Origin of the sequence: Streptomyces globosus, assembly GCF_003325375.1 — a bacterium.
In the GTDB taxonomy this organism is placed as follows: domain Bacteria; phylum Actinomycetota; class Actinomycetes; order Streptomycetales; family Streptomycetaceae; genus Streptomyces; species Streptomyces globosus_A.
In genome coordinates, this window is record NZ_CP030862.1 from 1,515,124 (window position 1) to 1,536,300 (window position 21,177).

Annotated in this window: 18 protein-coding genes; 12 read left to right on the plus strand and 6 right to left on the minus strand. The window is 72.8% G+C overall.

The features are described 5' to 3' along the window. Positions 1–141 precede the first annotated feature (141 nt). Both C0216_RS07155 and eccE read right to left on the minus strand, forming a co-directional pair. Complete coding sequence (locus tag C0216_RS07155) at positions 142–852, minus strand: hypothetical protein (protein ID WP_114054442.1); 711 nt, start codon at positions 850–852, stop codon at positions 142–144. Continuing rightward, entirely contained in the window at positions 849–2,123 is a 1,275-nt protein-coding gene (eccE, locus tag C0216_RS07160; RefSeq protein ID WP_246042361.1) for a type VII secretion protein EccE, read from the minus strand. Before eccE ends, C0216_RS07155 begins: the two co-directional genes overlap by 4 nt. Before the next feature lie 259 nt (positions 2,124–2,382). Here eccE and eccB point away from each other — a divergent pair, with 259 nt between their 5' ends. The 4 genes from eccB to C0216_RS07180 all read left to right on the plus strand — a co-directional run bounded on the left by eccB (position 2,383) and on the right by C0216_RS07180 (position 6,161). Then, positions 2,383–3,951: a type VII secretion protein EccB gene (eccB, locus tag C0216_RS07165; RefSeq protein ID WP_114054443.1), complete on the plus strand. Its 1,569-nt coding sequence runs from the start codon at positions 2,383–2,385 to the stop codon at positions 3,949–3,951. An 11-nt stretch (positions 3,952–3,962) separates the two neighbouring features. Then, positions 3,963–5,240, plus strand: a complete 1,278-nt coding sequence (gene mycP / locus C0216_RS07170; protein ID WP_114054444.1) for a type VII secretion-associated serine protease mycosin — start codon at positions 3,963–3,965, stop codon at positions 5,238–5,240. A 216-nt stretch (positions 5,241–5,456) separates the two neighbouring features. After that, the gene (locus C0216_RS07175) at positions 5,457–5,801 is read left to right on the plus strand and encodes a WXG100 family type VII secretion target (protein ID WP_114054445.1); all 345 of its coding nucleotides are present in this window, start codon (positions 5,457–5,459) and stop codon (positions 5,799–5,801) included. Between the two features lie 51 nt (positions 5,802–5,852). After that, a complete protein-coding gene (locus C0216_RS07180) occupies positions 5,853–6,161 on the plus strand; it encodes a WXG100 family type VII secretion target (protein WP_114054446.1) in 309 nt (102 codons plus the stop codon). Between the two features lie 128 nt (positions 6,162–6,289). On the opposite strand, the gene C0216_RS07185 is transcribed toward C0216_RS07180, so the two are convergent. Together C0216_RS07185 and eccCa are read right to left on the minus strand one after the other, a co-directional pair. Next, positions 6,290–6,535 (minus strand): DUF397 domain-containing protein, encoded by a 246-nt coding sequence (locus C0216_RS07185; RefSeq protein WP_114054447.1) that lies wholly within the window; start codon positions 6,533–6,535, stop codon positions 6,290–6,292. A 174-nt stretch (positions 6,536–6,709) separates the two neighbouring features. Next, complete coding sequence (gene eccCa, locus C0216_RS07190) at positions 6,710–10,675, minus strand: type VII secretion protein EccCa (RefSeq protein WP_114054448.1); 3,966 nt, start codon at positions 10,673–10,675, stop codon at positions 6,710–6,712. A 206-nt stretch (positions 10,676–10,881) separates the two neighbouring features. Between eccCa and eccD the strand changes: the two genes are divergently transcribed. The 6 genes from eccD (at position 10,882) to C0216_RS07220 (ending at position 18,127) form a co-directional block, all read left to right on the plus strand. Next, positions 10,882–12,387 carry a type VII secretion integral membrane protein EccD gene (gene eccD, locus C0216_RS07195; RefSeq protein ID WP_114054449.1) on the plus strand — a complete coding sequence of 502 codons (1,506 nt, stop codon included), beginning with the start codon at positions 10,882–10,884 and terminating at the stop codon, positions 12,385–12,387. A 173-nt stretch (positions 12,388–12,560) separates the two neighbouring features. Continuing rightward, positions 12,561–12,848, plus strand: coding sequence for a 30S ribosomal protein S15 (rpsO, locus tag C0216_RS07200; RefSeq protein ID WP_114054450.1), 288 nt, complete (start codon positions 12,561–12,563; stop codon positions 12,846–12,848). Positions 12,849–13,156: 308 nt separating this feature from the next. Then, the gene (locus tag C0216_RS07205) at positions 13,157–15,379 is read left to right on the plus strand and encodes a polyribonucleotide nucleotidyltransferase (protein ID WP_114054451.1); all 2,223 of its coding nucleotides are present in this window, start codon (positions 13,157–13,159) and stop codon (positions 15,377–15,379) included. After that, positions 15,376–16,755 (plus strand): M16 family metallopeptidase, encoded by a 1,380-nt coding sequence (locus C0216_RS07210; protein WP_114054452.1) that lies wholly within the window; start codon positions 15,376–15,378, stop codon positions 16,753–16,755. Before C0216_RS07205 ends, C0216_RS07210 begins: the two co-directional genes overlap by 4 nt. A gap of 120 nt (positions 16,756–16,875) precedes the next feature. After that, positions 16,876–17,631 carry a 4-hydroxy-tetrahydrodipicolinate reductase gene (dapB, locus tag C0216_RS07215; protein WP_114054453.1) on the plus strand — a complete coding sequence of 252 codons (756 nt, stop codon included), beginning with the start codon at positions 16,876–16,878 and terminating at the stop codon, positions 17,629–17,631. A gap of 16 nt (positions 17,632–17,647) precedes the next feature. Further along, positions 17,648–18,127 (plus strand): hypothetical protein, encoded by a 480-nt coding sequence (locus C0216_RS07220; RefSeq protein ID WP_114054454.1) that lies wholly within the window; start codon positions 17,648–17,650, stop codon positions 18,125–18,127. A 34-nt stretch (positions 18,128–18,161) separates the two neighbouring features. Here C0216_RS07220 and C0216_RS07225 read toward each other — a convergent pair whose 3' ends face one another. Together C0216_RS07225 and C0216_RS07230 are read right to left on the minus strand one after the other, a co-directional pair. Then, positions 18,162–18,722: a hypothetical protein gene (locus C0216_RS07225; RefSeq protein ID WP_114054455.1), complete on the minus strand. Its 561-nt coding sequence runs from the start codon at positions 18,720–18,722 to the stop codon at positions 18,162–18,164. Positions 18,723–18,770: 48 nt separating this feature from the next. Beyond that, positions 18,771–19,010, minus strand: a complete 240-nt coding sequence (locus C0216_RS07230) for a hypothetical protein (RefSeq protein WP_114054456.1) — start codon at positions 19,008–19,010, stop codon at positions 18,771–18,773. Positions 19,011–19,244: 234 nt separating this feature from the next. On the opposite strand from C0216_RS07230, the gene thyX reads away from it, so the two are divergent. Together thyX and dapA are read left to right on the plus strand one after the other, a co-directional pair. Beyond that, positions 19,245–19,985, plus strand: coding sequence for an FAD-dependent thymidylate synthase (gene thyX / locus C0216_RS07235; protein WP_114054457.1), 741 nt, complete (start codon positions 19,245–19,247; stop codon positions 19,983–19,985). A 249-nt stretch (positions 19,986–20,234) separates the two neighbouring features. Further along, on the plus strand, positions 20,235–21,134 hold the full coding sequence (gene dapA / locus C0216_RS07240) for a 4-hydroxy-tetrahydrodipicolinate synthase (RefSeq protein WP_114054458.1): 900 nt from the start codon (positions 20,235–20,237) through the stop codon (positions 21,132–21,134). Positions 21,135–21,177 lie beyond the last annotated feature (43 nt).

The following is a 21,177-nucleotide window of genomic DNA, read 5'->3' on the forward strand; positions in this document are numbered from 1 at the left end:
CGCCCCCGCCCCCTGCCGGTTCCCCGCGCCTGCGGCCCCGCACCGCGCCACTCCTGCGGCGCGCAGTGCGAGCAGGGCCGCTGAGCCGGTGTCACCCCGCCGGCCGACCGGGGCGGCGTACGCAGGCCCGCGGGGGTCTGTTCAGTCGATGCGGCGGCAGGGCCCGAGGAGGGAGGACTCCTGCTCCGTGCCCTGCGTCATGACGAACTGCCGGTCCCGCGCCGTGCACCACAGGGTCACGCCGTCGCCCAGCGTCGGCAGCGACTCCACCGTCTGCCGGGGCAGGCCCATCAGGCGGCCGATCTGCTCCGCCTCGTCCGGGGAGACCCGCTGGACGCCGACGAGCGCCGAGTTCTGCAGCAGCCGCGGCGCCGTCGGGCTCAGGTACGGCAGCAGCGTCACCACGGACTGCCAGGGGCCCGCCACCACGCGCCCGCGCGGCGGCCGCATCCCGCAGTCGCGGACCACCAGCACCGGGCTCCCCGCGGAGGCGCCCTGCGGCGGAACCCGGCCCACGTCGTGCAGCGTCACGCACTGCTGCCCGCCGCCGGCCGCCTGCGCCAGCCCGGCCCACGCCTGGGCGCGGCCGGTCTCCACCGCGACGCGGGCCCCGGTGGCCGCGGCGCGCAGCGCGAGCACCTGGGCCGTCCACAGGCCGCCGATCAGCGTCACCTCGTACGGGGTGGGCCGGTTGATGCCGAGCACCGCGGGCCTGCCGTGGGCGTCGACACCGATGACGACGCCGTCGTCGCCGACCGGCAGGGCCAGCGCGTCGAGGTCCGCCACCGGCACGGTGTGCCGTTCGCGGCGCGGGCCGATCAGCCCGAAGCCGCCCCTGGCCGTGCTCTTCATCGCGCGCCTCCCAGCGGCAGCGAGGCCAGCAGCCCCGGCACCTGTTCGCGGTCGAGCCGGACCAGGCCGGTGCGGACGCCGCGGGCGGTGCGCTCCAGTTCCCGGCGTGCGGCGACCAGTTCCTCGTCGCTGCGGCCCGTCACCCGTACGTGGCCGGTGAGGGTGACGCTCTGCCGCTCGCCGGGGGCCATCGTCAGGCTGAAGTTCGTCGCCAGCGCCTGGAGGGAGGTCAGCAGCGCCACGAACTGCGGCAGGGACGCCGTGCCCGAGCCGCCGAGCTGCGGCCAGCGGCCGATCCAGTACGTGGTGTGGCGCCGGTCGTCGCAGCGCCAGGTGCGGGCCGTCTCCTCGGTGCGCCGGCCGGTGCTCGACGAGCGGCCCGCCTGCGTGATGACCCGGGGGTTGGCGCAGGAGGAGGTGGCCAGGGCCGCCGTCAGCTCCTGCTCGGTGAGCACGGTCGCCCGGAACCCGGCGCCCGCGAGCCGGCTCGCCAGCTGGTCGGCGGCGCGGACCACGCAGCGCTGGGCGCCGGCGAGCCCGCCGCCGCGGGCGGCGACCGCCTCGGGGCACAGCTCCGGGTCGAGCTTGAGCGCGATCCACGTCAGCCGCACCGCCGGGGTGCCGGTCCGGGCCTGGAGCGGGGCGTAGTTGCGGGCGGCGGTCGACTGCGCCGGCAGGTGCGGGGCGGGGGCGGGCTGGGTGTGCTGCACGAGCTGCGCCGACTCCAGCCGGATGCCGTCGACGTCGAGGACGTCCCGGACGAGCGCGAGCGGCAGCGGCCGCTCGCCCCGGTCGGGGCGCAGCGCGGTGGCGTCGGTGTCGACCTGGACGACGGCGGTCAGGAAGGTCCCGTCGCCGACCATGCCGACGGGCCGCCGGTCGCGGTCGCTGAACGTCATGGTCCGCAGCGCCGGGTCGGCCTCGACGAGCGGGGCGAGGCCCGGCTCGGTGCCCGCGGGCACCGTGAACGCGGCGGCGCGCCGGCGCCGGGCCCGCAGGGCGAGGGCGCTGCCGATCCACTCGGGCAGGGAGCGCTGGTGGCGGCGTACGAGCGCCAGCACGGCCAGGACCAGGGCGAGGACGCCCGCGGGCACCAGCAGCAGGGGCTCGACGACCCATGCCACCAGAAGTGCGGCCGCCGCCACCTGGAGCAGGACGAGTTGTTGCAATCGGAACGGGCCGAAACGCCCCGGGGTCGACTGCGGATACGGCGTCACCCCGCTGCGTGCGGGTGCCGGAGCGCCCGTCTGCGGCTGCGTCGCGGTGGCCATCAGTGGCCCACCTCCCCTTTCCGGGCCGAGACCCCCGTGAGTGCCGGGGCCGCGCGCTGCCCGCCGCATGCCTCCGGAACCTCCTCAATCCACCCCAACAGGCCCTGTTTACCCCGGTGCGGAAGGCGCTGAGCGGCTGCCTCACCCTACCCGGCCCCTGCGTGTCCTCGGTCAAGAGGCATAGTAGGTCCCCGGTCCGACCATCAAGGCCCGGGGACCGCAGTCGCCGACCGGGCCGTTCGGGGAGAAGCAGACGGTCATGGCATCACGGCGTGATGAACTCAACGCGTACACCTTTGCGAAGCGGCGGACGGTGGCCGCGTTCCTGCAGCCGTCCGCGACGGGCTCCGAGGAAGGCGCCCCCCGTCCGCTGCGGGCGGTCGTGCCCGGGCTGATCGCGGGAGCCGTCATCCTCGCCGGGTTCGGCGCCTGGGGCATGTTCAAGCCGCAGGCGCCGAAGGGCTGGGACGAGCCGGGCACGAAGGTCCTGGTCGGCAAGCAGTCCACGACCCGGTACGTGGTGCTGAAGACGAAGGTGAACGGCAAGGACCAGACCCGCCTGCACCCGGTGCTGAACCTGGCGTCGGCCCGACTCCTGCTGGACCCGCAGAAGTTCAAGGTCCTCCAGGTCGACGACAAGGTCCTGGACGCGGGCAGGCCGCCCCGCGGCCCGATCATCGGCATCCCCTACGCCCCCGACCGGCTCCCGTCGCCGAAGGACGCGGGCAAGGCCAAGCGGTGGGCGGTCTGCCAGGCGCCCGGCGGCAACGGCAAGAGCGTCCAGACGGCGACCTTCGTCCTCGCGGACCGCGAGGCCGGGATCACCGACGACGAGCGCCGCCTGACGGACACGCAGATGCTGTACGTGCAGAGCACCGGCGGGTCCAAGGAGCGGTACCTGGTCGACGCGACGGGCACCAAGTACAAGTTCCCCGAGGGCACGGCCGACGCGGCCAAGATGACGAACGCCCTGGTCGGCACCACCGGCGGCAGCCCGCAGCAGGTCTCCGAGCAGTGGCTGGCCACCCTGAACCCCGGCGACGACCTGGCCTTCCCCCAGCTGCCCGCCACGGCCGGCACGAAGGCCGACGTGCCGGGCCTGGGCACCGCCGACAACAAGGTCGGCATGGTGCTCCGGGCGCAGACCGGCTCCGGCGCGCAGCACTACGTCGTGCTGCCGGGGAAGGTGGCCCCCGTCTCCGACTTCACCGCATGGCTGCTCATCTCGGCGCCCGCGACCGACGCCCTCAACATGCACGGCAAGCCCCGCGAGGTCGACCTGCAGTCCCTGAACCCCGACCCGGGGGTCTTCAAGGGCGAGACGCGCTGGCCGCAGAAGAAGACCGGCCGGATCAACCAGGCGGGCTCCGGCCAGGGCGCCGCCCGCGACACCGTGTGCAACGTGCTGCGCTCGGTCGACGGCCAGGGCGGGCAGACGCTGAGCACCTGGGCGGGCACCGGCTTCCCCGTCGACATCACCGCCAGCGGCACCAGCGCCTACGTCACCCCCGGCTCGGGCCTGCTGTACACGCAGGTGCAGGGCAAGCAGACGACCGCGGGCGGCTCCACGTTCCTGGTCACCGACACCGGGCTGCGCTACGCCGTCCAGGCCAACGGCGACAGCGACGCCGAGAAGTCCGGGATCGGCGCGGCGGACCCGCAGGCGCAGGGCGCCGCCGCGGACGGCCGCCCCGAGGCCAGCCAGGCGCAGATCCGGCTCGGCTACGGCGGCGTGGTGCCGGCGATGGTGCCCATCGCGTGGTCCGAGTTCCTCTCGAAGGGACCCCGCCTGGACACCAACTCGGCCCGTCAGCCGCAGGGTTCGTGAGGAGGCTGCCGATGACCGCCCACCCGTACCGGCGCAGCGCCCTGCTCGCCCCCGCCCTCGCGCTGGCCGGCCTGTGCTGCGCGGCGGGCCCCGCCGCGGCCGCTGCGGGCCCTGCCGCGGCCGCCGACACCCCGTCCTCCGCCGTGTCCGCCCCCGTGCTGGGCCTGGCCGGGGCGGGGGAGTGCACGTTCCCGATGAAGAAGCAGATCGCCGACCGGCCCTGGGCCCTGCAGCGGCTGCTGCTCGACGAGCTGTGGGCCCACACCAAGGGCAAGGGCAAGGACGGCAAGCCGGTCCGGGTCGCCGTCATCGACACCGGCGTCGACCGGGTCAACCCGCAGCTCGCAGGGGCCCTCGACGTCGGCGCCGGCAAGGACTTCGTCGACCCCAAGGGCGACGGGACGGCCGACACCGTCGGCCACGGCACCAAGGTGGCCGGGCTGATCGCGGCCCGCCCGCAGAGCGGCACCGGCTTCGTCGGCCTGGCCCCCGAATCGGTCGTCATCCCGATCCGGCAGAACGACGGGCAGGGCAAGGGCAACGCCCTGTCCCTCGCCCAGGCCATCGACCACGCCGTCGCCAAGGGCGCGCACGTCGTCAACATCTCCCAGGACACCGACGCCGCCCTGACCGCTGACTCCGAGCTGGCCAAGGCGGTGCAGCGGGCCCTCGACGCCAAGGTCGTCGTCGTCGCCTCGGCCGGCAACGACGGCATGAGCGGCGAGAAGCGCAAGACCTACCCGGCGGCGTTCCCGGGTGTCCTCGCGGTCGCCTCCTCGGACCGCAACAACGAGCGCGCCGCGTTCTCCCAGCCCGGCGACTTCGTCGGGGTCGCCGCGCCGGGCGTCGACATGGTCTCCACCGTCCCCGGCTTCGGCCAGTGCATCGACAACGGCACGAGCTTCTCCGCGCCGTACGTCGCCGGCGTGGCCGCGCTCCTGAAGGCCAAGCACCCGGACTGGACGCCGCAGGAGATCGTCTGGCAGATCCAGGGCACCGCCGAACGGACCGTCAAGGGCCGCGACGACTACGTGGGTTGGGGCGTCGTCGACCCGGTGCGCGCCCTCACCCAGGACCACGAGCGCCCGAAGGCGCCCGTACCGGACCCGGGGCCTCCGCCGGCGGCAGCACCGCAGCCCGCGGTGCTGCACCTGGCGGAGACGGCGCAGGAGCGCCAGGAGCGCCTCGGCACGTACGCTCTGGGCATCGGCGCCGTGCTGGTCGCCGTGACCGCGGCGACGGCGACCGTCGTGCGCGACGCGCGCAGGCGCCGGGGCCGTTTGCAGTGAACGGTCACAGTTCATCGACAGAAGCAGGCCACCGGTGTTGGGGCTGTGACATGAACTGGCTAGAGTGACACCAGGCTTCACGACTGTGATCGGGGGATCGCGTGAGGCGGAGGGGGATTCCCGGGGCGCGCGGCTCGTATCCGCGCCCGGATCTCCGGCTCCGCCGCCGCGCAGTCCGCCGGTTCTGCCGGCGAATTGAGAAGTGAGGAGCTTCGGATGAGCAACAATTTCGGACTTGCAGACGATCCGATCGTCCAGGCGAAGAACAAGATCGAGACGACGGCCAACGCCGTCACCACCCAGGCCCGTGAACTGGCCGACATCCTCGCCACGGTGAGCGCCGGCTGGACCGGTGTGGGTGCGTCCGGCTTCGTCTCCGCCCAGAAGATGGTCAACGAGGACCACGACGAGATCCGCCGCCTCCTCGGCGTCCTGCACAACGCGGTCGCCCAGACCAAGAACCTCAGCAACGCGCAGGACGACGACGTGCGCGCCGCGTTCAAGGCCGTCCAGGCGTCCGCCGGCCAGGGCGGCAACAGCTCCGGCCTCAACGGCATCTGAGCGGCCCGAGCCGCTCACCCACCAGCCCAGCACAGCGCGAAGGAGAAGAACATGGCCGGCAACGACGGCGCCACCCGGGTCCGGTATGAGAGCGTCCAGGAGATGGCCAACCGCATCCGCGCCATCTCGAAGAAGATCGTCACGGACCTGCAGGAGATGGACCAGGCCCTGAAGGTCGTCACCGACACCTGGGACGGTGTGGCGCACGACGGGTACATCCAGCTCCAGGGCAAGTACAAGGGCAAGGCCGAGCACATGAAGAGCCAGCTCGAGACCGTCGCCCAGCTCATCGAGCGCGGCAAGGGCGACTACCGCGCCACCGACGTGAAGGCCTCGCGCCTGTTCACCGAGGCCTACTGAGCCTCCCGAGCCATCCGGCTCCCTCCGGAGCCACGCGGCTCCCGATCACACGGAAGGGGCGCGCCCGCAGCGGGCGCGCCCCTTCCGCGCTGTCGGCCCGGCCGGCGGAACCGGCCCGCCGACCGGTGTCAGTGCGGCCCTCGGTCGAGGTCGAACTCGCCGTCCCGGGCCCCCAGTACGAAGGCCTCCCACTCGGCGGCCGTGTACCGCAGCACGGTCTCCCGGTCGAGGGAGGACCGCATGGCCACCGCGCCCTCGGGGAGCCGGGCGATCTCGACCCGCTCCTCGTCCGGGCTGGTCCCGGGCGGGCCCTCCCACTCCACGCCGCTGATGTCGAGCGCGTACAGCTCGTCCTTCTCCTGCTGGGTGCCCATTGCGCGGCCTTTCCGTCGGCTCCTCGGCCATCTTCCGCTGCCGATTATCGGTGCCCGCGGCGCCCCCCGGGACCCTTTCCGGCCGATCTTCCCCCGCCGGGACCGCGACGGGGCCGCAACGCACCGGAGCCGGGCCCCGCAGGTGCGGAACCCGGCCCCCGGCGTACGGCAGCGCTACGCCCCCGGCATCCGGCCCAGCTGGACCAGCGAGGTGCCGCGCTTGCGGGAGGAGAAGTACGCCCGCCCCGGCGGCATCGGCCGCGGCCGCACGTTCCCGACCAGGTCGCCCTCGGACGGGTCGCCCGACAGGACCACGCCCTGCGCGCCCAGCTCCTTGATGCGCTGCATGAACGGCTCGTACAGAGAGCGGGAGGCGCCCGCCGAGTTCCGGGCGATGATGAAGCGCACGCCCGTGTCGCGGGCGAACGGCAGGTAGTCCACGAGCGGGGCCAGCGGGTTGCCCTGGCTGGTCGCCACCAGGTCGAAGTCGTCGATGATGATGAACACGTCGGGCCCCGTCCACCAGCTGCGGTCCCGCAGCTGCTGCGGCGTGACGTCGTCCGGCGGCTGCCGGCGCGAGAACACCCCGGCCAGCGCCTCCATGTGCATCTGGAGGGAGCCCGCCATCGGCGCGTACTCCAGCAGGTGCTCCTCCGGCAGCGCCCCCAGCAGGGTGCGCCGGTAGTCGCCGACGACGAGCCGCGCCTGGTCCGGGGTGTACCGCTGCGAGATCTGCTGCGCGATGAGCCGCAGCAGGTTCGTCTTGCCCGACTCGCTCTCGCCGAAGACGAGGAGGAACGGGTCGGTCTCGAAGTCGACGAACACCGGCTCCAGGGCGGTCTCGTCGATGCCGATCGCGATCCCGCGCCCGGGGAACTCGGCGCCGCCCGGCAGCTGGTCCGCGTGCAGCAGCCGCGGCAGCAACCGCACGCCCGGCGCGGCCTGGCCGGACCAGTGCTGCTTGACCGCCGAGACGAAGGCCCCCGTGGCGTCCGAGAGGGTCTCCGGATCGTGCGAGCCGTCGATCCGCGGCAGCGCGGCCAGGAAGTGCAGCTTCTCCGGGACCTGGCCGCGGCCGGGCATCCCCGTCGGCACGTTCGCGGCGACCTTACGGTCGAACTCGGAGTCCATGACGTCGCCGAGCCGCAGCTCCAGCCGGCCCAGCATCTGGTCCTTCAGCGCGGCCCGCACCTCCATGTAGCGGGCCGCGGTGATGACCACGTGGATGCCGTAGCCCAGGCCGCGCGAGGCGATGTCCGTGACCACCTGCTCCAGGCCCTCGTACTCCCCGCGGAAGCCGCCCCAGCCGTCGATGACGAGGAAGACGTCGCCCCACGGCTCGCCGGGCAGCTCGCCCGCGGCACGCTTGCGCCGGTAGGTGCCGATCGAGTCGATGCCGTGCGCGCGGAAGAACTCCTCCCGGCGGTTGAGGATCCCGCCGACCTCGGCGACCGTGCGCCGCACCCGCTCCGGGTCCAGGCGCGAGGCGATCCCGCCGACGTGCGGCAGCTCCGCCACTGCCGACATGCCGCCGCCGCCGAAGTCGAGACCGTAGAACTGCACCTCGCGGGGCGTGTGCGTCAGCGCGAACGAGGAGATGAGCGTCCGCATCAGGGTCGACTTGCCCGACTGCGGGCCGCCGACGACCATCATGTGGCCCGCCGCACCCGAGAAGTCCCGGTACAGCACCTCGCGCCGCTGCTCGAACGGCTTGTCGATCAGGCCGAGCGGCACGACGAGCCCGCCGGGCCGCGTGTACCCCTCCGCGTGCAGGCCCCGCTCCGCCGACGGCGCGAGCGCCGGCAGCAGCTGGTCCAGCGGCGGGGCCTGGTCCAGCGGCGGCAGCCACACCTGGTGGGCCGGCACGCCCTGCCCCTCCAGCCGGCTCACGATGACGTCCAGCACCGTGTCGGCGAGGGCGTCGTCCTCCCGCTCCGGCTGCTCCGCGAGGTACGCCGGGTCCGGCGCCGCGTACACCACCGGCACCGGGGCCGCCGTGAACAGCGCGGGCCGCCGCTCCACCGGGAACCTGCCCACCGACAGGTCGGGCCCGCCCGAGCGGTAGGTGCCCGAGACGTACGCCGCCTTGAACCGCACCATCTCGTCCGTGCCGAACTTCAGGTAGCCCGATCCGGGCACCGACGGCAGGTGGTAGGCGTCCGGCACGCCGATCGCCGTGCGCGACTCCGCCGCCGAGAAGGTGCGCAGGCCGATGCGGTACGACAGGTACGTGTCCAGCCCGCGCAGCTTGCCCTCCTCCAGGCGCTGCGAGGCCAGCAGCAGGTGCACGCCCAGCGACCGGCCGATGCGGCCGATCTGGATGAACATGTCGATGAAGTCGGGCTTCGCCGTCAGCAGCTCGCTGAACTCGTCGATGACCAGCACCAGCGAGGCCAGCGGCTCCAGCGGGGCACCCGCCGCGCGCGCCTTCTCGTAGTCGTGGATGTTGGCGTAGTTGCCGGCCGCGCGCAGCAGCTCCTGGCGGCGCTGCAGCTCGCCGCGGATCGAGTCGCCCATGCGGTCGACCAGGGTCAGGTCGTCCGCCAGGTTGGTGATGACCGCCGCGACGTGCGGCATCTGGCCCATGCCGGTGAACGTCGCACCGCCCTTGAAGTCCGCGAGGACGAAGTTCAGCGTCTCCGACGTGTGCGTGACCGCCAGGCCCAGCACCAGCGTGCGCAGCAGCTCCGACTTGCCGGAACCGGTCGCGCCGACGCACAGGCCGTGCGGGCCCATGCCCTCCTGCGCGGCCTCCTTCAGGTCCAGCATGACGGGCGCGCCGTCCTCGCCGACACCGATCGGCACGCGCAGCCGCTCGCCGGCCGACCGCGGCCGCCAGGTCCGCGCCACGTCGATGGAGGCGGCGTCGCCCAGGTTCAGCAGGTCGGTGAAGTCCAGGTTCGCCAGCAGCGGTTCGTCGTCGTCCCCGCCGCCGGTGCGCATCGGGGCCAGCTGCCGGGCCAGCGCCTCCGCCGCCGGCAGCGACAGGGTGTCCGGGACGCCCTCGTAGGCGACACCGCCGCCCGACTCCAGCCGCAGCCTCCCCGGCCGCACCACGACCGACAGCCCGCCGCGCGGCTCGTCCAGCTCGCCCGCGACGACCTCGACGATGGTGACGCCCTGCAGGCCCTCGGGCGCGGCGAACGCGGAGTCCGGCGGGACGAGCCCGCCGCGGGAGTCGGCGTCGAGGACGATGACCAGGTGCGGCTGGTCCAGGACGGGGGAGACGTCCCGGCTGAACCGCGGCCGGCCGTCCAGCCGCGGCGCCAGCAGCTGCTCGACCTCGGTGATGTCGTCGCCGAACAGCCGCTTGCTGCCCGCCCCGTCGACCTGCCCGGGGACCTGGGTGTGCGGCAGCCACTTCACCCAGTCCCACGCCTTGACGGCGCCCGGCGCGGCCACCACGGCCACCACCATGTCGTCCGGGGAGTGCAGCGTCGCCAGCTGCGCCACCAGCGCGCGGGCCGTGCTGCGCGCCGACTCGGGCTCGCCGGACACCGTCACGTGGTAGAACGCCCGCATCGAGACCGCCACCGGAAGCCCGTCCAGCGAGGAGTGCACCTTCAGGAAGCGCTGCATCGCGCCCGCCGTCAGCGGCTCCAGCTCGTCCACCGGCGCCGTGTCCGGGGCGACCAGCGGCGTCGCCAGGCGCTGCGCGCCCACCCCCAGCCGGGCCTGCGCGAAGTCCTCGTCGCCCACGCGCCGCTCCCACAGCCGCGAGCCCTCGGCGACCACCGACCACAACTGCTCGGGAGCCGGGTGCAGGTAGAGCTGCGCGTCGCGCTGCAGCCGCCCCGTACGCCGCACCTGACGGCGCGTCTGCGCCAGGTACTTCAGGTAGTCGCGCCGCACATCGGCCATTTGCCCCTGCGTACCGCGCCGGTGGCGCACCAGCTGGGCCACCACCATGGCCACCGTCGACACCAGCATCAGCACGCCCATGATGCGCATGAACGGCGCGGCACCCGGCATGAAGAAGAAGACGACGGACGAGCCCATGCCGAGCATCGGCAGGAGCTGCATCAGCATGCCCTCCTGCTGGCCCCGGGGGAGTTCCGGCGGAGCCTCCAGCCTCAGCTCGTCCGAGGGGACTTCGGGCGGCAGGGACCGCGGCGGGCGTTTGACGACGATCTGACTCACCGGAGCATCAATCCCTCGAAAACGGACGGGACGCTGCTGCCGGCGCCCCAAGTCCCGGGCACGAAGGGGCTCTCCCCCGCGCGACGGTGATCCTACTTGCCGACTGTCGTACGCACTCCCGGTAGGGTGGCCCGCGCAGTATGCGCATCCGCGAATCCGAGAGGGCAGCGGGTCGCTCCCGCTCCGCCAACCAGGGGGTCCCACAGGTGAGTACGGCCGCAACGACGGGCTTCTGCAGGGTCACCGTCGTGGCTCCCGACAGCCGCATCGACGTCGCCCTCCCCGAGGACATAGCCGTCGCCGACGTCTACCCGGAGCTGCTGCGCCTCACCGGCCAGACGCAGCCCGTCGGCGCCCCCACCGGCTTCCACCTCGTCCGCCGCGACGGCACCGTCCTCGACGGCGCCCGCACGCTTGCCGCCCAGCAGGTCCTCGACGGCGAGGTGCTGAGCCTGCGCCCCTTCGCCGAGTCGCTGCCGCCCGCCGTCTTCGACGACGTCTCCGACGCCGTCGCCTCCGCCGTGGTGCGCGACCGCCACCGCTGGCACGACGACATGCTGCGCGGCGCGGGCCTCGCCGGCGCCGCCGTCCTGCTCGTCCTGCTCGGCTTCGTCCTCTGGTACGCCGACCCGGTCCGCCACGACATGCACGGCCTGCCCGGCATCATCGCCGGCGCCGCCGGACTCCTGCTGACCGCCGCGGCCGGCGTCCGCGCGCGGGTCTACGGCGACCGCGGCTCCGCCGTCGCCCTCGGCCTCGGCGCCCTGCCGCACCTGCTGATCGCCGGCTCCGGCATCATCGCCCCCGCCGCCGGCCAGGGCCCCGGCCGCCTGCAGTTCCTGCTCGGCTGCGTCTGCGCCCTCGTCGCCTCCGTCGCCCTGGTCGCCCTCACGCCCAACGGCGACGCCCCGTTCGTCGCGGCGACCTTCCTCGCCGCCACCGGAACCCTCGCCACCTTCGGCGCGATCCTCACCGAGGCCTCGGCCACCGCCACCGCCGCCGTCTGCGCGCCCGTCGCCATCGGCCTCGTCGCCTTCCTGCCCGGCCTCTCCGCCCGCTTCGCCCGCCTGCCCGTCGGCTACGCCGCCCCGCAGAGCGCCGTCGAGGACTACGAGAGCCCCGACCGCCACGACACCGAGCCGTACGGCGACCCCGCCGGCCCCGACCAGGGCGATCCCGCCGCCCCCCTCGACGCCGACGCCATCGCCACCCAGGCCCGCCGCGGCCACGAGATGCTCCTCGGCCTCGTCGGCGGCTGCTCCGCCGTCGTCGTCGGCTCCGCCGTCGTCCTCGGCTTCTCCGACAACACCTGGGGCCGCCTCCTTGCCCTGGCCGCCGGACTCGCCATGCTGCTGCGCGCCCGACTCTTCCGCTACACCTCCCAGGTGGTGTGCGCCCTCGCCGCCGGCCTCGCCGCCGTCTCCCTGCTGGTCCTCGGCACGGCCCTCAACCCGCCGGCCGACCTCGTCATGGAGCTCACCCGCTTCCACGACCGCGGCGGCCTGGACCTCCGTACCATCTGGCTGTCGGCCGCGGTCGCCGCCGGCGCGGCCCTCCTCGCCGGAATTGCACTGGTCATCCCCCGCAAGGGTCTGTCACCCTTCTGGGGGCGCACGCTGGACCTCACCGAGGCCGCCGTCCTGCTCAGCCTGCTCCCGCTGGCCCTGGCCGTCCTGGACGTCTACGCCCGGGCCCGCTCGCTCACCAGCTGAGACCGGCCCGGACGGCACCTGGTACGCTGTGTGACGGCCGTTTGTGTACGCGTCCGCCGGATCCCCCGGGATCTGCGGACTGCGCCCAGCGGACCCCGCCTCCCGAGTTACGGAAGATCCCCAGAGACTACGACCTGGGGCACTCGGTGGCCACGAAAAACCAAGGAGAACGCGTGCCGCTCGACGCCGCTACGAAGAAGCAGATCATCGCTGAGTTTGGTACCAAGGAGGGCGACACCGGCTCCCCCGAGGTCCAGGTGGCGATGCTCTCGAAGCGCATCTCGGACCTCACCGAGCACCTGAAGTCCCACAAGCACGACCACCACTCCCGCCGTGGTCTGCTGATCCTGGTCGGCCAGCGCCGCCGCCTGCTGCAGTACCTGGCCAAGAAGGACATCCAGCGCTTCCGTACGCTGGTCGACCGCCTCGGCATCCGCCGCGGTGCGGCCGGCGCCAAGTAAGTCGCTGTGAGGGGAGCGGTTCCCGCCTTTCGGGGGACCGCTCCCTTTGCTGTACGCGCCGCTGTACGTGCGCGCCGTACCGGACGCTTTGTAGTCTGGAGACAGCCGCTCAGTGCACCTGCGCACAACTGAAGAGGAGGAGCGCCCTCCCACGCCGCCGGTCCTCGGTAGTGGTACCCGGAACGCCCGCCGGGCGCCGAACCGGGTACTTCGATCGAAGACCGGCCCGCACGCAAGGAGCGCTTCTCCACCACCGTCCGCAGCCACACGGGCCCCGGACGGAGACGACGAAAATGGAGAAAACGCTAGTGGAGAACGAGACCCACTACGCCGAGGCCGTCATCGACAACGGCACCTTCGGCACCCGCACCATCCGCTTCGAGACGGGCCGCCTGGCCCGCCAGGCCGCCGGCTCCGCCGTCGCCTACCTGGACGACGACACGATGGTGCTGTCCGCCACCACCGCGTCGAAGAAGCCCAAGGACCAGCTCGACTTCTTCCCCCTCACGGTGGACGTCGAGGAGCGCCAGTACGCGGCCGGCAAGATCCCCGGCTCCTTCTTCCGCCGCGAGGGCCGCCCCTCCGAGGACGCGATCCTCACCTGCCGCCTGATCGACCGCCCGCTGCGCCCGTCCTTCAAGAAGGGCCTGCGCAACGAGATCCAGGTCGTCGCCACGATCATGGCGCTCAACCCGGACCACCTCTACGACGTCGTCGCGATCAACGCCGCGTCCGCGTCGACCCAGCTGGCCGGCCTGCCCTTCTCCGGCCCCATCGGCGGCGTCCGCGTCGCGCTGATCAAGGGCCAGTGGGTCGCGTTCCCGACCCACAGCGAGCTTGAGGACGCCGTCTTCGACATGGTCGTCGCGGGCCGCGTCCTGGAGGACGGCGACGTCGCGATCATGATGGTCGAGGCCGAGGCCACCGAGAAGACCATCGCGCTGGTCAAGGGCGGCGCCGAGGCGCCGACCGAGGAGGTCGTCGCGGCCGGCCTGGAGGCCGCCAAGCCGTTCATCAAGACCCTCTGCAAGGCCCAGGCCGACCTCGCCGCCAAGGCCGCCAAGCCCGAGGGCGAGTTCCCGGTCTTCCTGGACTACCAGGACGACGTGTACGAGGCCCTCTCGGCCGCGGTCAAGGGCGAGCTCGCCCAGGCTCTGACCATCGCGGGCAAGCAGGACCGCGAGGCCGAGCTGGACCGCGTCAAGGAGCTCGCCGCCGAGAAGCTCCTCCCGGCCTTCGAAGGCCGCGAGAAGGAGATCTCCGCCGCGTACCGCAGCCTGACCAAGGCCCTGGTCCGCGAGCGCGTCATCAAGGACAAGGTCCGCATCGACGGCCGCGGGATCACGGACATCCGCACCCTGGCCGCCGAGGTCGAGGCCATCCCGCGGGTGCACGGCTCGGCGCTGTTCGAGCGTGGCGAGACCCAGATCCTGGGCGTCACCACCCTCAACATGCTCCGCATGGAGCAGCAGCTGGACACCCTCTCCCCGGTGACCCGCAAGCGCTACATGCACAACTACAACTTCCCGCCGTACTCCGTCGGCGAGACCGGCCGCGTCGGTTCGCCGAAGCGCCGCGAGATCGGCCACGGCGCGCTCGCCGAGCGCGCGATCGTGCCGGTCCTCCCGACCCGCGAGGAGTTCCCCTACGCGATCCGCCAGGTCTCCGAGGCCCTCGGCTCCAACGGCTCGACGTCGATGGGCTCGGTCTGCGCCTCCACCATGTCGCTGCTGAACGCCGGTGTGCCGCTGAAGGCCCCCGTCGCCGGCATCGCCATGGGCCTGATCTCGCAGGAGATCGACGGCAAGACGCACTACGTCGCCCTCACCGACATCCTCGGTGCCGAGGACGCCTTCGGCGACATGGACTTCAAGGTCGCCGGCACCAAGGAGTTCGTCACCGCCCTCCAGCTCGACACCAAGCTGGACGGCATCCCGGCCTCCGTCCTGGCCGCGGCCCTCAAGCAGGCCCGCGACGCCCGCCTCCACATCCTCGACGTGATGATGGAAGCGATCGACACGCCGGACGAGATGTCCCCCAACGCCCCGCGGATCATCACCGTCAAGATCCCCGTGGACAAGATCGGCGAGGTCATCGGCCCCAAGGGCAAGATGATCAACCAGATCCAGGAGGACACCGGCGCCGAGATCACGATCGAGGACGACGGCACCATCTACATCGGTGCCGCCGACGGCCCGGCCGCCGAGGCCGCCCGCGCCACGATCAACGGCATCGCCAACCCGACCATGCCGGAGGTCGGCGAGCGCTACCTGGGCACGGTCGTCAAGACCACGACCTTCGGTGCCTTCGTCTCCCTGCTCCCGGGCAAGGACGGCCTGCTGCACATCTCGCAGATCCGCAAGCTCGCCGGCGGCAAGCGCGTGGAGAACGTCGAGGACGTGCTCGCGGTCGGCGCCAAGGTCCAGGTCGAGATCGCCGAGATCGACCAGCGCGGCAAGCTCTCCCTGATCCCCGTGATCGAGGGTGAGGACGCCGCCGACGACGCCGACAAGGACGACTCCGACAAGTGACGTCGCGTAGTTCCCGTGTGACGGCCCGCCCCTCCTCCGAGGGGCGGGCCGTCGCCCGTACCCAAACCCTCCTCAAGGGCGACAACGGCATCGGCACCGTCCGGCGCACCGTCCTGCCCGGCGGACTGCGCATCGTCACCGAGACGCTGCCCTCCGTCCGCTCCGCCACCTTCGGCATCTGGGCGCACGTCGGCTCGCGCGACGAGACGCCCGCCCTGAACGGCGCCACCCACTACCTGGAGCACCTCCTCTTCAAGGGCACCCGCAAGCGGACCGCCCTCGACATCTCCTCCGCGATCGACGCGGTCGGCGGGGAGATGAACGCCTTCACGGCGAAGGAGTACACCTGCTACTACGCACGGGTGCTCGACACCGACCTGCCGCTGGCCATCGACGTCGTCTGCGACATGCTGACCGGCTCGCTGATCCGCGAGGAGGACGTCGACGCCGAGCGCGGCGTGATCCTCGAAGAGATCGCCATGACCGAGGACGACCCGGGCGACTGCGTGCACGACCTGTTCGCGCACACCATGTACGGGGACACCCCGCTCGGCCGCCCCGTCCTCGGCACCGTCGACACGATCAACGCCCTCGGCGCAGACCGGATCCGCCGCTTCTACAGGAAGCACTACGACCCCACCCACCTGGTGGTGGCCGCCGCGGGCAACGTCGACCACAACAAGGTCGTCCGCCAGGTCCGTGCCGCCTTCGAGAAGGCCGGGGCCCTCGGACGGACCGACGCCGAGCCGATCGGCCCGCGCGGCGGCGCCCGCCGGATCCGCACCGCCGGCCGCGTCGACCTCGTCGCCCGCAAGACCGAGCAGGCCCACGTCGTCCTCGGCATGCCGGGCCTCGCCCGCACCGACGAGCGCCGCTGGGCGCTCGGCGTGCTCAACACCGCCCTAGGCGGCGGCATGTCCTCCCGCCTCTTCCAGGAGGTCCGGGAGAAGCGCGGCCTGGCCTACAGCGTGTACTCGTACACCTCCGGCTTCGCCGACAGCGGCCTCTTCGGCGTGTACGCCGGCTGCCGGCCCAGCCAGGTCCACGACGTGCTGGGGATCTGCCGCGCCGAGCTCGACAAGGTCGTCGCGGAGGGGCTCACGGACGAGGAGATCAAGCGGGCCGTCGGCCAGCTGTCCGGCTCCACCGTCCTCGGCCTGGAGGACACCGGCGCCATCATGAACAGGATCGGCAAGAGCGAGCTGTGCTGGGGCGACCAGATGTCGGTCGACGAGATGCTGGCCCGGATCGCCGCCGTGACGCCGGACGACGTGCGCGCCGTCGCACAGGATGTCCTGGCCCAGCGGCCGTCGCTCGCGGTGATAGGGCCGCTGAAGGAGAAGCAGGCCGCCCGCCTCGACGAAGCGGTGGCCTGAGACGTGCGCGGCGGGGACGCCGGCCCGCAGCAGCCCCGCCCGGGGCGGCTGCGGGCCGGCACCCCGCCCGCAGCCACGGCGGCCCGGCCGCCACGACCAGGGGAAGCGAAGGAAGCACGCATGAGCAGCAAGCTGCGGGTCGCCGTACTCGGCGCACAGGGCCGCATCGGGTCCGAGGCCGTCCGCGCCGTCGAGGCCGCCGAGGACATGGAACTGGTGGCCGCCCTCACCCGGGGCGACAAGCTGGAGACGCTGGCCGAGACGGGCGCCCAGGTCGCCGTCGAGCTGACCACCCCGGCCTCCGTCATGGGCAACCTCGACTTCTGCATCCGCCACGGCATCCACGCCGTCGTCGGCACCACCGGCTGGACCGACGACCGCCTCGCCCAGCTGCGCGGCTGGCTCGCCGGCTCGCCCGAGACCGGCGTCCTCATCGCCCCGAACTTCTCCATCGGCGCCGTCCTGACCATGAAGTTCGCCGCCCAGGCCGCCCGCTACTTCGAATCCGTCGAGGTTGTCGAGCTGCACCACCCGAACAAGGTCGACGCCCCCTCCGGCACGGCCACCCGGACGGCCCAGCTCATCGCGGCCGCCCGCGCCGAGGCCGGCTGCGCCCCGCAGCCGGACGCCACCGCCACCGCCCTGGACGGGGCGCGCGGCGCGGACGTCGACGGCGTCCCGGTGCACGCCATCCGGCTGCGCGGGCTCCTCGCCCACCAGGAGGTGCTCCTCGGCGGCGAGGGCGAGACCCTCACCATCCGCCACGACTCCCTGCACCACAGCAGCTTCATGCCGGGCATCCTGCTCGGCGCGCGGCGCGTGGCGACCACCCCGGGCCTGACCTTCGGCCTGGAAAACTTCCTCGACCTCGGCTGACGAGCAGGCAACACCCATGCGCGCGAAGATCACCTACATCGTCACGGCCGCCGTACTGGCCGTCTACTTCGTCCTGGTCGGCAGCCGGGGCCTGCTGCTGATCCGGCAGGGCACCTGGCTGACCGTCGCCTTCGGCACGGCCGTGCTCGTCCTGCCCGTCATCGGCGTGTGGTTCCTGTGGATGAACACCCGCTTCGTGACCCGGGCCAACCGGCTCGCGGCCGAGTTGGAGGCCGAGGGCGGCCTGCCGGTGGACGAGTTGGAGCGGGACGAGTACGGGCGGATCCGGCGTGACTCCGCGGACGAGGTCTTCGCGCGCCGCAAGGCCGAGACGGAGGACGAGCCGGGGGACTGGCGCAACTGGTTCCGCCTCGCGGTCGCCTACCACGACGCCCGCGACACCCCGCGGGCCCGCAAGGCCATGCAGCGGGCCATCGCCCTGCACGACAGGAAGCCCATGGGGGCACCTCCCAGCGCCAGCCGGGGGAGGGCCTGACCCGTACGGGCTCCGGTCCGGTGCGCGGGGCGGCTCAGGCGGGCACGGCCCGGGACTCGTCCGCCCAGGCGGCGACCAGGTCCGCGGCCCGGTCGAAGGCCTCGCCGCGGGAGAGGAAGTCCGCGTTCCGGTCGGTCGCCAGGACCATGGCGGCGCCGTCCCGCACGGCCGCCGTCAGCGCCTGGCCCTGCACCGTCCGCGGCAGCCCCAGCCAGCGCACGGGCTGCTGCACCGTCCGGATCTCCGTGACGTCCCCCCAGGCGAGGGTGCGCGTCGTGAGGAGTCCGACCCGGCGCAGCCCGGTCCGGCTCACCCAGACGCCGGCCCTCAGGATCCGCAGGGCGAGCGCGATCACGCTGAGCGCAGCCGCCAGGCACACGGCGGCCCCGCCCCAGGTCCCCGCGAACGCGATGATCATCGTGGCGAGCAGCATGAACGCCGACAGCAGGAGCAGCACCGCCGAGCCGGCCACCCGCCAGGGCCCGGGCCGGTAGGGCCGCCGCCAGCGGTCGCGGTCGTCGTGCGCGAGGGGGCCGTCGTGGGCGTCGTCTTGCGCGTCGAACGCGCCGTCGGCCGTCAGGAAGGGCAGGGGCACGGCGGGACCTCACTCACATGCACGTTCGGGTTGGGCTTGTCCGTGAGGCTACCGCCCCGCGGAGGACCCGGACTGCTGCGACGTGGCGGACGCGTGCTCCGGCCGGAGCGCCTCGACGCCCAGCAGCAGCGAGGTGAGGAGCCCGGCCGCCAACGCCAGCCCGACCAGGCCGCGGGCAGCCCTCTGGGTCCTGCCCGGGGCCTCGCGGGGCGGCGGGGTGACGTTGCTGCGGAACCGGTCGGCCTCGGCCACGAAGGCGAACGGTACGGGCTCGCGCCGGCGGGGCATCGGAACTCTCCTGGCGGTCGAAGGGCGGCTGCGGGGGGCGGAGCGGGGGCGGCTCACACGGATAGACGTGCGAACCGCCCGTTTGGTGCCCGGATTTCGGGACATCTCGCGGATTCCCCCGACCGTCGGCGGCCGTCCGTGCGGCGAGCCCGCCGCACGGCGTGTGCGCAGGGGCCCGCGGGGAGCGCCGTAGAGTGGGCGCGCCCCCCTGTGAGTCGTCCGGAAGGATCCCCGGTGAGCGAGAGCGCCGCCCCCGTCCCCAAGCCCAGCTTCCGCAGTGATGTGACGGTCGAGCTGGTCAAGCACTCCGCCGCGGACACGGACGTGCTGTGGGCCGCCCGTGTCTCGACGGCCGGCGAGCAGTCCCTCGACGAGCTGCAGAAGGACCCGGAGCGCTCCAAGGGGCTCATCAACTACCTGATGCGCGACCGCCACGGCAGCCCCTTCGAGCACAACTCGATGACGTTCTTCATCAGCGCCCCGATCTTCGTCTTCCGCGAGTTCATGCGGCACCGCGTGGGCTGGTCCTACAACGAGGAGTCGGGCCGCTACCGCGAGCTCCAGCCGGTCTTCTACGTGCCGGACGCCGAGCGGAAGCTGGTGCAGGAGGGCCGTCCGGGCAAGTACGTGTTCGTCGAGGGCACCGAGGAGCAGCTGGCGCTGACGGGCCGGGTGATGGAGGAGTCGTACCGCCAGGCCTACGAGGCGTACCAGGAGATGCTGGCCGCGGGCGTGGCCCGCGAGGTCGCCCGTTCGGTCCTGCCGGTCGGCCTGTTCTCGTCGATGTACGCCACGTGCAACGCGCGCTCCCTGATGCACTTCCTGGGCCTGCGCACGCAGCACGAGCAGGCGGCCGTGCCGTCGTTCCCGCAGCGGGAGATCGAGATGGTCGGCGAGAAGATGGAGCAGCACTGGGCCGCCCTGATGCCGTTGACGTACGCCGCGTTCAACGCCAACGGGCGGGTCGCCCCGTAGCGGAGCCGCCCCTGCAACAGGGCGAATGGGCAGATACGCACACATGTTCCAGCCCAAGTCCGAAGTGTCCGTATTGCGACGTTTCGGAAAGTTCATCTAGGCTGATCAAACGGACCCGGCACTGCTTGAACCCCCGAGCAGGCAGTGCCGGGCTCCTCCACGCACCTCCCGGCCGCCGCCGGGAGGCGCGCGACCCTTCACGTCCCCCGAGGGGACACCGCGACCATGGCAGCGAGTAGCGTGTTACCCATGGCTCCGATCTCGACTCCGCAGACCCCCTTCGGGCGGGTCCTCACCGCCATGATCACGCCGTTCACGGCCGATGGCGCACTCGACCTCGACGGCGCGCAGCAGCTCGCCGTCCACCTGGTGGACGCAGGCAACGACGGCCTCGTCGTCAACGGGACCACCGGCGAGTCCCCGACCACCACCGATGCGGAGAAAAACGACCTCGTACGAGCCGTCCTGGAGGCCGTCGGAGACCGGGCCCACGTCGTCGCCGGCATCGGCACCAACGACACCCGCCACACCCTGGAGCTCGCCCGCCAGGCCGAGCGCACCGGAGCCCACGGCCTGCTGGCCGTGACCCCCTACTACAACAAGCCGCCGCAGGAGGGCCTCTACCGGCACTTCACGGCCATCGCCGACGCCACCGGCCTCCCGGTGATGCTCTACGACATCCCCGGCCGCACCGGCGTCCCCATCGACACCGAGACCCTGGTGCGCCTGGCCGAGCACCCCCGCATCGTCGCCAACAAGGACGCCAAGGGAGACCTGGCCGCAGCCAGCTGGGCCATCGCCCGCAGCGGCCTCGCCTGGTACTCCGGCGACGACATGCTGAACCTGCCGCTGCTCTCCGTGGGCGCCGCCGGCTTCGTCTCCGTAGTCGGCCACGTCGTCGCCCCCGAGCTGCGGGCCATGCTGGAGGCCCACACCGCGGGCGACGTCCAGAAGGCGACCGAGATCCACCAGAAGCTGCTCCCCGTCTACACCGGCATGTTCCGCACCCAGGGTGTGATCACCACCAAGGGCGCGCTGAACCTCCGGGGACTGCCGGCCGGCCCGCTGCGGCTCCCGCTGGTCGAGCTGACCGCGGAGGAGACGGCCCGGCTCAAGATCGATCTTGCCGCCGGCGGGGTACAGCTCTGACAACGGACTTCACAACTGAATAGCAAGACCGAGAACAGACACA